The sequence below is a fragment of the Plebeiibacterium sediminum genome (genome assembly GCF_026013605.1).
Lineage (GTDB): Bacteria > Bacteroidota > Bacteroidia > Bacteroidales > Marinilabiliaceae > Saccharicrinis > Saccharicrinis sediminus.
The window spans coordinates 1-16,098 of sequence record NZ_JAPDPJ010000035.1; the positions used below are offsets into that span (position 1 = coordinate 1).

At 31.4% G+C, this 16,098-nt stretch carries 14 protein-coding genes; 4 read left to right on the forward strand and 10 right to left on the reverse strand.

The window, feature by feature from the left end; all coding sequences use genetic code 11:
• Positions 1-357 precede the first annotated feature (357 nt).
• From OM075_RS14540 to OM075_RS14580, 9 genes are all read right to left on the reverse strand, one after another.
• Positions 358-495, reverse strand: coding sequence for a hypothetical protein (locus tag OM075_RS14540; RefSeq protein ID WP_301191256.1), 138 nt, complete (start codon positions 493-495; stop codon positions 358-360).
• A 240-nt stretch (positions 496-735) separates the two neighbouring features.
• The gene (locus tag OM075_RS14545; RefSeq protein ID WP_301191257.1) at positions 736-1,557 is read right to left on the reverse strand and encodes a hypothetical protein; all 822 of its coding nucleotides are present in this window, start codon (positions 1,555-1,557) and stop codon (positions 736-738) included.
• A 115-nt stretch (positions 1,558-1,672) separates the two neighbouring features.
• Positions 1,673-4,408, reverse strand: coding sequence for a S8 family serine peptidase (locus tag OM075_RS14550; protein WP_301191258.1), 2,736 nt, complete (start codon positions 4,406-4,408; stop codon positions 1,673-1,675).
• Positions 4,409-4,490: 82 nt separating this feature from the next.
• The gene (locus OM075_RS14555; protein ID WP_301191259.1) at positions 4,491-5,684 is read right to left on the reverse strand and encodes a hypothetical protein; all 1,194 of its coding nucleotides are present in this window, start codon (positions 5,682-5,684) and stop codon (positions 4,491-4,493) included.
• Between the two features lie 198 nt (positions 5,685-5,882).
• Positions 5,883-6,560 carry a response regulator transcription factor gene (locus tag OM075_RS14560; protein WP_301191260.1) on the reverse strand — a complete coding sequence of 226 codons (678 nt, stop codon included), beginning with the start codon at positions 6,558-6,560 and terminating at the stop codon, positions 5,883-5,885.
• 198 nt (positions 6,561-6,758) lie between these two features.
• Complete coding sequence (locus tag OM075_RS14565) at positions 6,759-7,070, reverse strand: single-stranded DNA-binding protein (RefSeq protein ID WP_301191261.1); 312 nt, start codon at positions 7,068-7,070, stop codon at positions 6,759-6,761.
• Positions 7,071-7,213: 143 nt separating this feature from the next.
• The gene (gene rlmN / locus OM075_RS14570) at positions 7,214-8,260 is read right to left on the reverse strand and encodes a dual-specificity RNA methyltransferase RlmN (RefSeq protein ID WP_301191262.1); all 1,047 of its coding nucleotides are present in this window, start codon (positions 8,258-8,260) and stop codon (positions 7,214-7,216) included.
• 26 nt (positions 8,261-8,286) lie between these two features.
• Complete coding sequence (locus OM075_RS14575) at positions 8,287-8,949, reverse strand: ferredoxin--NADP reductase (RefSeq protein WP_301191263.1); 663 nt, start codon at positions 8,947-8,949, stop codon at positions 8,287-8,289.
• Between the two features lie 118 nt (positions 8,950-9,067).
• On the reverse strand, positions 9,068-10,537 hold the full coding sequence (locus OM075_RS14580) for a glycoside hydrolase family 10-like protein (protein WP_301191264.1): 1,470 nt from the start codon (positions 10,535-10,537) through the stop codon (positions 9,068-9,070).
• A 174-nt stretch (positions 10,538-10,711) separates the two neighbouring features.
• On the opposite strand from OM075_RS14580, the gene OM075_RS14585 reads away from it, so the two are divergent.
• The 4 genes from OM075_RS14585 (at position 10,712) to OM075_RS14600 (ending at position 15,593) form a co-directional block, all read left to right on the forward strand.
• Positions 10,712-12,289, forward strand: coding sequence for an endonuclease/exonuclease/phosphatase family protein (locus tag OM075_RS14585; protein WP_301191265.1), 1,578 nt, complete (start codon positions 10,712-10,714; stop codon positions 12,287-12,289).
• Between the two features lie 82 nt (positions 12,290-12,371).
• Positions 12,372-12,941 carry an RNA polymerase sigma-70 factor gene (locus tag OM075_RS14590; RefSeq protein WP_301191266.1) on the forward strand — a complete coding sequence of 190 codons (570 nt, stop codon included), beginning with the start codon at positions 12,372-12,374 and terminating at the stop codon, positions 12,939-12,941.
• A 104-nt stretch (positions 12,942-13,045) separates the two neighbouring features.
• Entirely contained in the window at positions 13,046-14,005 is a 960-nt protein-coding gene (locus OM075_RS14595; protein ID WP_301191267.1) for a FecR family protein, read from the forward strand.
• 52 nt (positions 14,006-14,057) lie between these two features.
• Positions 14,058-15,593: a carboxypeptidase-like regulatory domain-containing protein gene (locus OM075_RS14600; RefSeq protein ID WP_301191268.1), complete on the forward strand. Its 1,536-nt coding sequence runs from the start codon at positions 14,058-14,060 to the stop codon at positions 15,591-15,593.
• Between the two features lie 42 nt (positions 15,594-15,635).
• Here OM075_RS14600 and OM075_RS14605 read toward each other — a convergent pair whose 3' ends face one another.
• Positions 15,636-15,875 carry an acyl carrier protein gene (locus OM075_RS14605; RefSeq protein ID WP_301191269.1) on the reverse strand — a complete coding sequence of 80 codons (240 nt, stop codon included), beginning with the start codon at positions 15,873-15,875 and terminating at the stop codon, positions 15,636-15,638.
• Positions 15,876-16,098 lie beyond the last annotated feature (223 nt).

Sequence of the window (16,098 nt, forward strand, 5' to 3'; positions counted from 1 at the left end):
ATTTGTATATATCTATATTCAATATGGAACTAATGCTATAAAATTGTAATGTGTAGAATAGATTTACACTGTTTACAGAATTGTATTTAATTACTAAAACATGATTTACAGAATGTAAATCTAACCTGTTAATCCTAAAATCCTGTCTGAATATTTTTTAGTCTTCCTTCTTAACATGCATCTTCTTTACCACAAAGGCTCAAAGTCACTAAGAATTAACTCACTGCATATTTGTATATATCTATATTCAATATGGAACTAATGCTATAAAATTGTAATATGTAGAATAGATTTACACTTTTTATAGGATTTTATTTAATTACTGAAATATGATTTACAGAATGTAAATCTAACCTGTTAATCCTGAAATCCTGTCTGAATATTTTTTAGTCTTCCTTCTTTGCCTGCATCTTCTTTACCACGAGGCTCAAAGACACTAAGAATTGAATCATTATATAATTTGTGATTCTTTGAAACAATAGATATGTTAGTCAAGTCTATGTTTTTTTTAAAAAAATCATAAAAGTATAGACAGGATTTACATAATTCACAGGATGTAAATGCAATTTGTTAATCCTCTAATCCTGTTTGAAGATCCTTTGTTTTCCTTCTTAATTACTTTATCGCAGAATGAATCATTGAGACTTGGCACCTTAGTGATGTAGTTCATTTTGGTAATATCTATAAATACCAATTAACTTAACCTAAAAAGATATTTGCATAAAGAGCCAAATGCTACTTTAATCGATCCAATTGATTTTTTGCAATCTCAATCTCCTTTTTAATTTTGGTAATCTCCTTTAAAACAAACGAAATCTCATAACCATCACGAATCGCCTCCTTATCAAATTTCTCCATCACAATATAATATCGCTTTTTTCCAATAAACTCAACCTTGAGTGGCAGTTTGTAATTTTGCGATATAAAATCAATAATTCCGTTATCAGCATTATCCTTATAGTTAACAACCTCCCAATAAGTTCCTCCATCTTCAAAGCGTCTGTTATCGAATTCATCATAAGGAATTTCTTCACTAATAACAGCCTGATCCTGATGATATACTTTAATTTTATTGTGATAGATATATTTATCGCCTGAATATCTGCTTGATATATAGAAATTACCTTCCATATCCAGATGCGCTCTTAAATAGGTTCTGCCAAATGAATTTTCTGGTTTCTGACGTTTATGAATCAATATTTCTTTTTCTCCATACGCTTTACTTATGATGAAGTTTTTCATTAAACCTTCTAGTTCCTTATTTTTTTGAGATAAAGCACTATCTAAAAAAGCAAGACTTCGCTCCTGTTCACTAATTTTTATTTTTCTGATTAAATCTTCTGCTCTGGTCACATATTCAATTTCGCCTGAAAATTCATTGGCTATTGAATCTAAAATCAACATGGCATCATTATAACGCTCCTGATCATACAACGAAGAAGCTCTGGTATATTTTTCTTTGGCAATTTCTTCTGAAGTAGGACCACAAGCTACCATTGAAATAACAATAAGACTTAATGCAATATATATTCTGGAATTTTGAAGTATATGAATCATAATCAATAAATTTTAAGCAAAAATATTGATTTTAATAGTTTTCACTTATTAATTCGATTCTTTTTTCAAAAAACAATAGTTAATCCTTGAAATCAATGGCATTAAAATCATGTTCTTATTCTAATTTCAGGATCTTTTTAATAACCCGGCCTTTGGACGTTTGTAAAACAACAAAATAAACGCCTTTATTTAAATTCATCACTTTAAAAGACGTAATACCTGAGTTTATATATGTTTTTCCTGCATTAACAATTTCTCCTCCACAATCAATTATATACCATTCTGCAAACTCGGATTCAATACTTAAATCCTTATAATACATGATTCCATTAGCATAATAGCTTGTAAATATAGTTGACTGAAAATCCAGATAATCAGGAATTGATTCTTTAATATAAAAATCATCAATCGCCGCTCCATTGCCCCATTCATTATTATCATCAAATAAAAAGGCCAACTGAATTATGCCTTCATTTTCAACTAACTCAAAACTTTCTGAAACAGAAGTCCAACTTTCAACTGACTCTAAATCTTTTAATAAAACCCAATCCTGATTAATTGAAGTTCGGTAATACAATGAAAGCACATCATTAGTATTGTAGACACTATTATTCATGTAATACTGAAAATCCAGATCAATAACGCTATTATTCTCTAAAGCAATTGGCGGACTTATCAGCAAATCGGTTACATGAACACCACTGCCTAAATTATCAGAATTAATCCCCATAAACAAAGATTGATTTTCACTAAAATCAACATACGTTGAGCCCAAAGTTATACAATCACCAAACCGCCAACCTAACTCTGTATTTAAACATTGCCAGTCATTATTTTCTATTTCAAAATGCTCCTGGTATGACACTTGATAAAGCGGCAAAGCCTTCATTGAAATAGGATTTGATACTAGCGATTCAAATTTCTCTTCTTGTCCATATACCGCTTTAACTGTATAGGTCAGATCTTCGTACAATTCATAAGAATTATCTGTATAAAATGTATCTGTTACACTAATTGCTTCTCCCGAGTTAATGGATATTTCATATCCATCAGGAACAACACTTTTAGGAGCATTCCAATAAATTTTAAAACCACTAGAATCGTAAAAGCCATTTAAGTTGGAGGCAGGAACAAATCCAACGTCGTAATCATGTCCTGAAATGATTAAGCTAAAGTTTTGGGTAGCCGTTGTTATCTTAGATGCATCCACAAACACAGTATATTCACCGGCTTCACAGTTCTCTATTATAACCTGCTCAACATTATCCAACACATTAACTCCTGTACTTGCTGGTTGCGAAGGAGCAGTAGGATTCAATACAAACGGATAGTATTTTTCTTCACCTTTAACAATATAAAGATCAAGATCGTTAATGAGTTTGCTTGTAGTATTATTTAGTTCCGCATCATTAGCTTCTCCAGCCAAATCTGTCCAAACCAGTGTTACTTTAAGTTCTTTACTTTGACTTACAGTTATAGACTTTGAATAGCTATCGTTTTTTAATATTGATGCCTCAGTAATAACTTTTCCTGCAGATAGAATATTATCTTCAAGTAGTTGATGCGCTGATTCAAAATCAACCATTCCCCAACCACTTTTATAGTTAGGTCCTATATTTCCACTAATATTTTTAGCAGAGTGTATCAACAAACCTTTGATACTTGATGCCCAACAATTTATCCCTGATTGAAACTGATATTGCATCTCATTCAATAACGCGACACCCCCGGAAACAACAGCTGCCGACATTGAAGTTCCTGAATAGTATGCATAAGCATTTTCGTTAGCTGCAATACTTGAAAAAACACCTACACCTGGTGCAACAATATCTGGCTTGATTCTGCCATCATCTGTTGGTCCACACGAAGAAAATGACGTTATATTAATCGGATCCTGTTCATAATCTACACAACCCACCGTTATAACATTTTTTGCAACACCATTTATTCCAATACAGTCATAGCCCTCATCTCCTCCATCAATATCACGAACCTCATTTGAGTTTTTCCATTTACCTAACCATACTTTGTGTGTTACAGGTTGTTCCTCCGGTCCTTCATGTAAATCATTACCTGCTGATACTACCATTGTATAATCAGGCAATAAACTACATAATTCATCAATACTTGCAGTTGTTGATCCATAAAAACCAAATTTATAATCTTCTGCTGTATCAACTCCGGTATTACCATACCAATACCAAATTTCCTCATCACTATTATAATTCCATCCGGATACCAGCCCATAAGAATGATTAGAAAGATTGATATCAAATTTATCTGAAGCATAGGCAACTTCATAAATATCATTCATATAATCTGCAGAATACAATCTTGCGGCATTAGCCATTCCTCTAGCCTCTGCATTAAATCCACTAGCTATAATGGTACCTCCAACATGTGTTGCATGATCAAATGGATTTTCCGGCTCCTCTATAATCACTCGAACAAAATTATCACTATTAAACTCATTATGATTATAAAAAACATGACCTGCATCCCAAATTCCGATTAACTGATGTTCACCTGAAAGTCCATCATGCCAATAAGAGTCATTGTAAAAACTAATGATACCTGAAATATAACTTTCTTGCTGATTATGTGATTGAAAATACACAGGTATTCCATCCATAAAGAAAATTAAACGTTTAGGATGTCCAGGGTTGATTAATGTATCCTTTAAAATATGATACTGTTCAAAATATTTTCTGGCTGCATAATATTCTTTATCAAATGCTTCTTTTTGGTTTATCATAAACTCATGCAACAATTGCTTATTTTGAATATATTGACCTGAAGCATTAAAGAAAATACCTGATAGTATACATATAATAAAACCCAGCCTCTTCATTTTATGTAAATTGGTTATAATTTGAATAAAGCCTTACATCATTAATGCAAGGCTTTATTTTTAAATTATACAATAATTAGTACTACAATGATGGTTTTGTAGTACTTTCTCCTACATATTCTATTAAATCGCTCTCATGAATAAATTCCAAGACCTGTACTGCATCATCACAGGCCATTGTAAAACCTTCAAGATTACTAACTGTACCAGAACTTTTTTCTGAAAATATTACCTTATCCAAGATAGAAAATACATCTACGTTATAAGATCCTTGTCCATCTAAAGTTGTAACTTTGATCCATTTATATCTGTAAGTATTTTCTCTATCATATTCATAATCCCTGAAATTATAGAACATTAAATTCTTATAATATGAGTCATCACATTCTGCATAAAAGTCTGTTAGAGCAATAACATCTTCGGCATTATAGGCTTCCATAAAACCATTTGTATAAGCTATTTCATCTTTCAAAACAGTTCCTGTTTTATCGGACCCTGCTGCATATGCTGAGGCTGCCAAAAGTAATAAGTCTTCTGCTGCAATAGTATTTCCTTCATCTAAAAGAAATCCTAATTCACCATCAAAACCGTTTTGCATCAACTCCTTATATATTGCCATATTTTCTCTTGGTGAATCAATTGTATTATCATCTTCTTCATCAACATTAATTAACCAATCTTCTTCTCCATGAACTGCCACTAACCTCCCTGAGCCATCTGTAGTAATATAATCACCTTCACCTAAATCTGTAAGTGTAGATATTGCCTCGGCTAAACCATTTGCCAAAACACTATTAGGTGATCTAATTAAATTAATTCTACCAAATTCAACTTCTTTAGGAAAATAACTATTTAGAGATTGCATCTCTCCTTCAGAATTAACATCAAAAACGAGATAAGGAACACCTTCAACAGAAATTAATCCATCAACTGTATTTGTTGAAGAAACTAATTTTCCATCCACATCATAAGCCAATACTAATGGATACCAAACTATCTCATCTCCTTGTTCACCTGAAACTAATAAAGAACCCATATAAGGTACTCCATCATCATGTCTAGCTAAAACATATAAATCACCATAATCGTCACCTTTTACAACCTGAGTATCATCATTCTGATTTCGATGATCGTTAAGATCTTTATCTCCTCCAACCCATCCCGGAGCATCTGAATCATCAGAATCTGGTCCTACATCAATTGGTCTGCCCTTTTCACAAGAATAAACAAAGAACGATAATGCAACTAAGCATAATATTTTTGTATAAGTTTTCATTTTTTAGAGTTTTATAATTTACACACAACAACACACTGATAAACTTTTCGTTATCATACATTTAAATCAATAAACATTAAAGAAATAATGTAGTCTCTGTTTTGAATTCAAATAAAGAGTAGTATAAATTTACAAGTAGTTTTAAGTAATCTCAATACCTAATATGAGGAAGGTTTTTACACAAAAAGGATATTGAATCTACCCAAATTGTTTAGAATAACATTGTTCCTTTGAACAACCTGCGCAAAATTGTTCTCCGGGAGACTCTAACATTCCATTTCTGCAAGCATAACGTATTAAACCGATATAATTTTTTGCACCAAACTTATGCATAATATTCTTGCGGTGCGTTCTAACGGTTGCTTCACTAAGGTTTAACTCCTGAGCTATTTGATGGGTGGAATGCATATTGACGATTCCAATTAATACATCCAACTCGCGACACGTTAAATTAGAATTATCGTTTGTATGTAATAAATGATTGGAAAGGATCTCAGTTACACTGGCACTAAAAAATTTTTCACCACGGTGTGCCTGATTGATACTCAAAAACAAATTATCCTTAGAATCTGATTTTAAAACAAAACCGTCAACACCTAATTGTATAATAATATCAACAAATTGGTTATCTAATATAAACCCCACCACAATAACCCTTTGCTTCTTCTTTTTTAAAAACTCAACATGCTCTATTAGTTCAACATTGGGACAGCTTGCCTCAATTAAAAAAATATAAGTATTAGAATAATCCAAATCAGGAAGTTCATTGAACTCCAGCATATTTATCACATTAAAATCAGAATTATTATTTAATAATGAAGCCAAAGATTCACCCCATAATAAATTTTTATATAAGAGTACTAAATGCTTCTTCATAAATGAAAATTTTTAGGTATTAACCATAATAAATCCAAAAAATCGGGATTCAGGTTAATATATTATATGGTAATCCTTTTATACTATGTATTTAAAAGGTTACTCTTACCTATAAATTATCATTTATTTTTAGTAATGTCAATAAAAAAGGTGTTTCAGATAATTGAAACACCTCAGAAATAAAATTTATCAGTTATTCTAATTTAAAAACTCAAACTCCTTGACTCTTATTCCCAAGGAAGATTGTATTTCTCCATTTTTGGCTTTATATCCTGAACTATAAGGCTCTCCTTCTATCAGAACTTTTTTACCTTTTTTTAAATATTCTGCAAATTTGGTATCGGTATCTTTTGATCGCCAGATATCTGCTCTAATCCATTCTGTTTTTTCAACCTTCTCTCCATTTGAGTTTTTATAGGTTCTGGTTACAGCAATATCAAAATTGATTACTTTATTATTTCCAACTTCTTTTACAGTGGCGTCGGAACCTAAGTTGCCACTTAACATCATTTTTAACATAGTTTATAAATTTGCTTGATTAAACATATTATATCAAATATAACATATTCAAACATCAAATAAAATATTTTTTCAAATATCTTTTCAAAAAAACTACATCAAACTAGACAACAACAACTTACAACCCCATACACCTAGTAGTCTTTATTACTTTTATTCTCTACCAGTTTTTTTGTACTTAACAATCCACAAGCAGCATAAATATCTTCACCTCTTGATTTTCGTATGGTAGTTATAATACCTTTATTCTCTAAAACATTCTTAAAGCGCTCCATTACCTCATTTGATGACCCCTTTAATGGTGAGTTTGGAATAGGGTGAAATTTAATCAAATTTACTCTGGAATGAAGTCCGTTAATCAACTTAGCTATTTCTAATGCATGTTCTTTTGAGTCATTAACTCCCTCAAACATGATGTATTCAAATGAAATTCTTCTTTGACGACCAAAATCGTATTCTCTTAATGTTTGAATTACATCCTCTATTGGATACACATTTTCAATAGGCATTAATTCTTTACGTTGATCATTTAAAGGACTATGCATACTTATGGCCAGATGGCACTCACTTTCCTCAATAAATCGTCGCATAGCAGGAACAACACCAATTGTTGATACATTAATTCGGCGTGGACTCCATGCAAACCCCCACTCTGAAGTAATAATTTCAAGGCTTTTTAAAACCTCATCCAAATTATCCATAGGTTCGCCCATTCCCATATAAACCAAATTAGTAAGCTTATCATTCTCATCAATGCTAACCATCTGATTTAATATCTCTCCTGCAGATAAGTTTTTCTGAAATCCTTGTTTACCTGTCATGCAAAACAAGCATCCCATTTTACAACCTACCTGTGAACTAACACATAAAGTATTTCGATTTTCGGAGGGAATATATGCAGCCTCAATATATTGATCTGAAATTGTTTTAAAAAGATATTTCTTAGTTCCATCAATAGATTCCTGAACCTTATTATATGCAGACAAGCCCAAATCATACTTCTCTTTCAATATATCTCTGTTTTTTTTAGAGATATTCAACATCTCATCAATGCCTGTTACTTTCTTTTTATAAAGCCAGTCAGCTAATTGCTTGGCAACAAAACCAGGGAATCCTAAATCTTTAGCAACCTGCTTTAATTCCTCTAATGTTTTTCCAAATAGAACCTCTTTAACCATCATTATATGCTTATACGAGTAAAATATATCTAAAAATATATTTCAGCCATAATATTATTAAAATCTACACCTTTACTTAAAATCAAATCCCTCACTTCCACAACCATATTAGGATTTCCGCAAAGGTAATATTTAATCTCTTTAGGCAAACCTGATTGTTCTTTTAACCATTCTGTCATCCTACCTGAATATACCTCAGGAGACTCTTCTGCTGTACAGAAACGGAGATATTTTTCGCCTAGTTTATCATGAAATAATTCCTGAAATAAAAAGTGATCGAGAGTTCTGCTTCCATGAATTAACTTTTCTGGTAATTTTATACCAGACTTTACCATAGAAATAAAAGGAGCAATACCCGTTCCAGTGGCCAACCACCACATATCTTCATCTCCGGGAATAAACTTTCCGAATGGTTCTGATATGTAAACTTCATCACCGGGTTTTAATTGAACCAATTGAGGTGTTAAAAAACCGCCATCAATAATATCAAAAAGTATGGTTAAAACATCCTCTCCTGTGCCACTTGCAATACTATATAATCTTGGATCATGTTCATTATTAATAGCTAAAGCCACAACCTGACCCGGAACAAAATCAAACTTTCGCTCCATAGATAAAGTAAAAACTTCTGAAACAACATTTGTTAATCGAACAACTTTATGTGGAAATAACTCTATTTTCTTTCTAGGCATAAACTTTTATTATTTTACGGATACACGCTGTAAAATGTACCTTCTATTCTTGTGTCTAATTATTATTCAGGAATAAATCATCACGTCATTTTAATGGTAGCATTATCCCTGACATGCATTAAACACCTGACAGCCAAATAATGTTTGAGCCTTCACTTTCATTATTAAATTTATTTATGGCAGTAACCTGAAATCCCAGCGCATTCTGACCTTTCAGGTTAATATCAGAAAGCTCTATTTTCTTCTTATCCAAGATCTGAACCAATTGTTTTTCTCCACCTTTAAGAATGGCATAAATAGCAAAGCCTTTTACTTCCTGCTTCTTTTGGTTTTTATAGCTCCATTTTAAATATTGTTTCTTTTGTTTTAACTCTGAAATCATTGTTGGAGTATGTACTTTTTGATGATTGATAGACGGAACCAAAGCTGGATATTGGTATATGCTGTTTTTTAAAGAATCTGCAAAACCAAACTTGTTTTGCTTTAAATGTTCATGTCTAAAAAAGACGCTTCCTGAAGTTAAACGATCGCTTCTATTAATATTTATTTGCTGTATCATTTCATCGACACTATCCCAGTCTTTTTTTCCATTACCTAATTTATAAACCGCATGTCCTATATATACATTTGTTCCATTAGAGTTTTCACCCCACCAATTGGTTAAATGCTCAAAAGGTACTGCGCCATTATTTCTCGACCAATAAAGCTGAGGTATTACATAATCAACCCATCCCTTTTGCATCCAAGAAAATACATCTGCATATAAATGATCATAATTAGTAACACCGGCATTGGTTTCAGATCCTTTTGAATCATCTTTTTTATTTCGCCAAACGCCAAACGGACTTACTCCAAATTGAACATAAGGTTTTATCTTTTTTATGGTAGCATGAAGTTCCTTTATTGTTTTATTCACATTATCCCTTCTCCAATCTTCTATCTTTTGAAACTTCCTTTTATATGGAATAAAATCTATAGAATCAGGAAATTCCTCTCCGTTTACCGGATATGGATAAAAATAATCATCGAAATGAATTCCATCCACATCATATTTCGAAACAATCTCTGACACGATATTTTCAACATGCGCTCTGCATTCTCTTATTGCAGGATTATAATACTTTTTACCACCATAGTTTACCACCCACTTTTTATTTTTTAAGGCAGGATGATCTTTGCTTAATGGTTCCTTTTCACTATTAGCAATTCGGTAAGGATTAATCCAGGCATGCAACTCAATGTTTCGTTTATGGGCTTCCTTTATCCAAAACTTCAAAGGATTATACTTAGGTTTAACACCTTGTTCTCCCGTTAAAAACTTACTCCAGGGTTCATATTTCGATGGATAAAGGACATCTGCTGAAGGCCGGACTTGTAAGAATACACAGTTAAAATGATGCTGCTCATAAAAGTCAAGGATTGAAATCACCTCATTTTTTTGTTCCTTTACTGATAAATTGTTAGCCGATGGCCAATCTAAATTAGAAATTGTTGCCACCCATACACCTCTCATCTCTACAGATGGAAGCTGCGCTTTAGCATAAAAAACAACTAAAAACCAGCAAAAAAATAAACTTATATATCTCATTATGAAAAAAGTATCTTTATTAATTTTATAATATCACCAAAACTGTGTAACATTATTATATATTTTTACGAACAAATATAATTAAAGGCATTATATTAAATAGAACGCATTGATTAAAACCGTGTTTAAATAAATTTACAATGCACTTTATTACTTTGAAATAATTTAATACTCATGAAATTTATTTTACCCGTAATATTTTTACTGACTCTTTCATCGTGTGAATTATTTCGCCCCTCACCTCAGGTTGCATCGGTACCTATGATTTACTTCGACTTTAAAGGAGACTGTAAATCAAAAGGAATTGAAGATTTTAAAACTTTCGGAAATCAAAATTTATCGTATATCCCTGGAATTAAAGATTCTTGTCTGAATTTATCAATAACATCTCCCTATAGAAAGCCTGTAATTATTAGAACAAAAGGTGATGTAATGCTTGATCAACAACCCTATTTAGCAGTTATTGTTTGGGTTAAGATGGCCAAAAACGATCTTGAAACATATGGTATTATTGGAAATAAAAGTATAGATGTTGAAAATGAAAAAGGATGGATCATCTCTTCTACCCTTGAAGGATCATGGCAATTAGATATTTGTGATGGCATACAATCATGGAATTATAAAGCAACTCCTTCTCGACAAAGAATTAATGACAATCGCTGGCATCAAATTGGTTTTTCAATTGATAAAACCACCAATATGGCAAAAACCTATTTTGATGGTAAGATGATGGGAATTATTAATCTGGATAATTTAAGCAGCTTTGAAGCCGATTACCACCTGCACATTGGTTGTAATCCAGGTTCAACAGATTATTCAATGGATACCTTTAATGGTATGATAGATGAAACTGGCATTTGGGTAAAAAATCTTAGTGAAGAAGAATTTAGAGATAGCTATTTATATTTCAAAAATGAAAAACTTCCTGAGCAAGAATATGCCGAAGAGGAGTTTAAAGTACTTACCTGGAATATTTGGAACGGAGGCAGACAATTAGGTAGAACGGCAGGTGTTCAACAAATTGTAAACGTAATTAAAAGCTCTGGTGCTGATATCATTTCTCTTCAGGAGGATTTTGGATCAGGGGAATTCATTTCAGATCAGTTAAACTACCACTTTTATAGATGTAGTAATAACCTAAGTTTGTTAAGCCGTTTTCCCATAAAAAATACCCATCATATCTATAAACCCTTGAATTCCGGAAATGCCGAAATAATGATTACGCCTGAGGAATCTGTAATGTTTTGTCCCATTTGGCTCTCTCACAATCCAAACATCAAAGGCTTATTGGTTAATACCAGTGCAAATACAGATACCATTTTAGATATTGAAAAAAATTCAAGAGGAAACGAAATCAAGTTTATTCTGAGCGAACTTAAAAAATTTAACTCTATACAAAATACAAAAGCCATTATATTAGCCGGCGACTATAATAGTGGTTCACATGTAGACTGGACTGAAGATAATATCAATAACAAATACAATAAAGCAATTCCATTCCCCACTTCAATATTAATGGAAGAAAATCAGTTTATTGATGCTTATCGAAAAATCTATCCTGACATTTATACCAATCTGGGAAATACCTATTCGCCTCTATTTAGAGAAGGATATAACGACAGAATTGACTATGTGTACTACAAAGGAAATTCTATAGAAGCGATCAATGCCAGTGTTATTGACAGTACATCCTCATTTTTCCCTTCCGATCATGCAGCTTTGTTGGTTACTTTTAAAAGAACCAAAAATTAATCGTAATTTAGATAGGGGTAAAACTCCATACCAATTGTCTTTATTACACAGCAACCAGGTTGCTCATTAAAAAAAGTTTTGCATGCCAGTTAAACAACATAACATAGGCACAGATGCACTAGTTTTTGAAAAGATAAAAAACGGTGACGAAAAAGCCTTTGAAAAAGTATTCAGAGACAACTATGTACATTTAGTTGCATTCGCAAATACTTTTTTACATGATATTGATAGTGCTGAAAATATTGTACAAAACATATTTGTAAAGCTTTGGGAAAACAGGAAGCAATACAATATTAGTTCTATTAAAGGATATCTGATGATATCTGTTAGAAACAGTTGCAACAACGAAATTAAAAGAATCTATCACGAACGAACTTATCAGCACTCAATAGAAAATGATGAAATGATAGAAAGTATAAATTATTCGGACAGCAGGGTTATGGATAAAATTTCATCTATAATAAACCAACTACCGGAGCAACGAAAAAAAATTTTTAAGCTTAATAGATTGGAAGGTTTAAAGTATAGAGAAATAGCAGTAAAACTTAATATCTCTCCCAAAACAGTTGAAATACAAATGGGTAAAGCATTAAAGTTTTTAAGAGAAAATTTGTTAGAGCTAAAAAAACAAGTATATCATATGTTATGGTAAAGATGAACTAAAATGAAAAGATTCAAGTAAATCCTTAAATGAAGGAAAATTAAAAGTTCGCATACAAGATTTCCATTAGTCAAGTGGAAGAAAACTAAAAACAAATGAAAAAGTACAACGAACATATAAATTGGAATCTGGCTGGGAAAATAATCTCAGGTGAAGCTTCTATATCCGAACAAGATGAATTTAGCAATTGGCTAAGAAAAGACAACCATAATGTAATGTGGAGCCAAATTCAAAATGAAATTGAACAAGCTGAATTTGTTTTAACCAAAGAAAAAATTGATATTAACAAGGCCTGGCAAAAAGTTCAGATAAAAACTACAAGAAAAAAACAAAGCCTGAACAAGTATTACGTTTATAGCGCTCTGGCTGCATCTATATTAATTATTATCGGAATCTTTTTATTCAATCCATTCATCAAAAATTATAACAACTTTGCTTCTATTGAAACACATTCAGCTATTGAACAATTACAATTAGCAGATGGAACTTTTGTGGATATTAACAGAAATTCTGAATTTAAGTATCCTGAATTATTTAAATCAAAAGAAAGAACTGTAAATTTAAAAGGTGAGGCTTTTTTCAATGTTGCCAAAGACCAAGAACACCCGTTTATTATTAAAACAAAAAACATTAAAATAAAAGTTTTAGGAACTTCGTTTAACGTAAAAGACTATCCTGAGATAGCCATTAGCGAAGTAACTGTTAAAACCGGTATAGTTGAGGTTTCTGCATTAAATGATACTGCACGCAAAGTATTACTTCATGTAGGCGAAAAAGCCACTTACAACTCACAACGTAATGAGTTAATAAAATCAAATAATAACAACAGAAATTTTATGGCATGGAAAACACAAGAAATTACCTTCAAAAAAGATAAACTTATCAATGCCATAGAACTACTTGAAGACGTTTATAACATAGATATCGAAAACAAAACACCTATTGATTCTGCAACAGAAATAACAGCAACATTTGAAAAAAACACCATTGATTTTATATTAAACACTATTAATAAGTCGCACAATCTGGACTTAGACTACACTATCAGGGAATAATTCTGTTTCATTTATTGAATTATTCCTTTATTTTTAGTGTAAAGAATTGTTGATGAAAATCCACTACATAAAAGTTTTAATTATTCTATTTATTATACATACAAATACTTTGTATGCCCAAAACGCTACAATAAATCCACTTGACTCTGTTCTGATTTCTACTCAATATAAAGCTATTACAATAGAACATTTTCTTGACTCATTGCATGAAAAATATAATATACATTTTGCTTATGATCCATTAATCATTCCATACGATTCTGTGATCAATGCCAATTATTCAAAGCAAAATATATCCTATATTTTAAATAACATCTTTCAAAATCACGATCTACAATTTGAAGCATCTGATAAGCAAATTATTATATCTCAAACATACAGAAACACTAAAATCACAAACTACCTAACACTGGAAGGAAACATTACTTCAAATGAAAATGACAAACCTCTACCTCTTGTAAACATTGCTATTATTGGTGAAACTATTGGCACAACCACAAATTTTGATGGTTATTATAAGTTTTTGATTCCGAAAAAATTCATTGGAGATACCATACATTTTACATCTATTGGATATGAATCCCATGATATAATTATACCTAAATCAGACTCTCTTATTAATGTTACCTTAAATACTACATCAATTAAATTAAAAGAAATTGAAGTTAAATATTTAAAGGCTTCACAAATCATTGAAAATACAATAAATAGTATTCACAAAAATTACCCTGATCATCCCATGTTATTAACAGCCTTTTTTAGGGAAACCATAAAACAGGATGATAAATACATTGAAATTTCTGAAGCTGTTTTAGATATTTATAAAAGTTCATATTTATCAAGTGGTGATATTGAGAAAGCCCGATTTGTGAAAGGAAGAAAACATGTTGATGATGAACAAATTGCTTTAGCCAGATTAAAACTGGCAGGTGGTCCGAGTTTATTTGCTTCTTTAGACATTGTTAAACATCCTGATTTTCTGGGGCTCAATGATGATGTAAAATATGTATACAACTATATTGGTAAAACAATTGAAAGAGATCGCATTGTGTATATTATAGAGTTTAAACCTCTGTACGAAACAGAAAATATATACTATCAGGGCAAATTACATATCGATTCAGAAAGCTTTGCTATCTTAAGTGCAGATTTTAAAATGACGAAACAAACGTTAAAAGAAGGAGCTAAATATTTAATTAAAAAGAATGCTAAAAAAATTAAATCAACTCCAATTTATACGCAATACCATATTGAGTACAGACCAATGGGTGATAAATGGATCTTAAACAATATTCGGGGAGAATTAAAAATTAAAATCATCGACAAACGAAATAAAAAGACAAAGTCTTTGTACAATACCACTTCTGAACTATTGGTAACGAATGCTATAAATGGTAAAGGACAGAAAATTAAATATTCAGATACGTTTAAATCGAGTTATGTTTTAGCTGACTGGATCACCAACTATGATGAAGATTTTTGGAAAGACTATAACATTATAAATCCCGAAAAAAGTCTTTCAAATATATTCAAATCTACAGCAGTAGAAATAAATGTTGTTCCACTACGCGAGAAAACCAAGCCGTAGCCTGGTTTTTCCCGGTTATTTATAATCTGACATTAAGATGTATTAGGCGCAATGCTTTTGTAAAAATTCTATAGTTGAACCCACAGATTGTAACATAGGCAACTCCGAATTTTCAATTTCTACTTCAAATTTTGTTTCTAAAAGAAACAAAAAGCAAGTAAGATCTAATTCATCAACTAAAAGTTCTTCTCTTAGAGTGGCTTCCTCACTAATTTTTTCCCTCGGCACACCAGTCTTTCTTAAAACTTTATATAAGTTTCTTCTAATTGTTTCCTGTTTCATAATGATATAAATTTCAGCTACTAATTGTGCTTATTTATATAACAGACAATTAACTTTTATTGCACACGTACATAAATTTGAATATTTTTTAAAAAAAGTTTTTTGACTGTATAAAATATATTCATACAGTCAGATAGAACACTTAAGTAAATACAGTTCCTCCTATGACGTAGGCATTATAGACGTTCTGAATGATCATCATTTATTAAAAGAAATTAAAAAT

Bases quoted from the DNA above. Each gene is read 5' to 3' on its own strand.
- OM075_RS14595 (WP_301191267.1), top strand. From the start codon at position 13,046: ATGAAAAAGTACAACGAACATATAAATTGGAATCTGGCTGGGAAAATA.
- OM075_RS14550 (WP_301191258.1), bottom strand. From the start codon at position 4,408: ATGAAGAGGCTGGGTTTTATTATATGTATACTATCAGGTATTTTCTTT.
- OM075_RS14590 (WP_301191266.1), top strand. From the start codon at position 12,372: ATGCCAGTTAAACAACATAACATAGGCACAGATGCACTAGTTTTTGAA.
- OM075_RS14560 (WP_301191260.1), bottom strand. From the start codon at position 6,560: ATGAAGAAGCATTTAGTACTCTTATATAAAAATTTATTATGGGGTGAA.
- OM075_RS14605 (WP_301191269.1), bottom strand. From the start codon at position 15,875: ATGAAACAGGAAACAATTAGAAGAAACTTATATAAAGTTTTAAGAAAG.
- OM075_RS14565 (WP_301191261.1), bottom strand. From the start codon at position 7,070: ATGATGTTAAGTGGCAACTTAGGTTCCGACGCCACTGTAAAAGAAGTT.
- OM075_RS14555 (WP_301191259.1), bottom strand. From the start codon at position 5,684: ATGAAAACTTATACAAAAATATTATGCTTAGTTGCATTATCGTTCTTT.
- OM075_RS14580 (WP_301191264.1), bottom strand. From the start codon at position 10,537: ATGAGATATATAAGTTTATTTTTTTGCTGGTTTTTAGTTGTTTTTTAT.
- OM075_RS14600 (WP_301191268.1), top strand. From the start codon at position 14,058: ATGAAAATCCACTACATAAAAGTTTTAATTATTCTATTTATTATACAT.
- rlmN (WP_301191262.1), bottom strand. From the start codon at position 8,260: ATGATGGTTAAAGAGGTTCTATTTGGAAAAACATTAGAGGAATTAAAG.
- OM075_RS14585 (WP_301191265.1), top strand. From the start codon at position 10,712: ATGAAATTTATTTTACCCGTAATATTTTTACTGACTCTTTCATCGTGT.
- OM075_RS14545 (WP_301191257.1), bottom strand. From the start codon at position 1,557: ATGATTCATATACTTCAAAATTCCAGAATATATATTGCATTAAGTCTT.
- OM075_RS14575 (WP_301191263.1), bottom strand. From the start codon at position 8,949: ATGCCTAGAAAGAAAATAGAGTTATTTCCACATAAAGTTGTTCGATTA.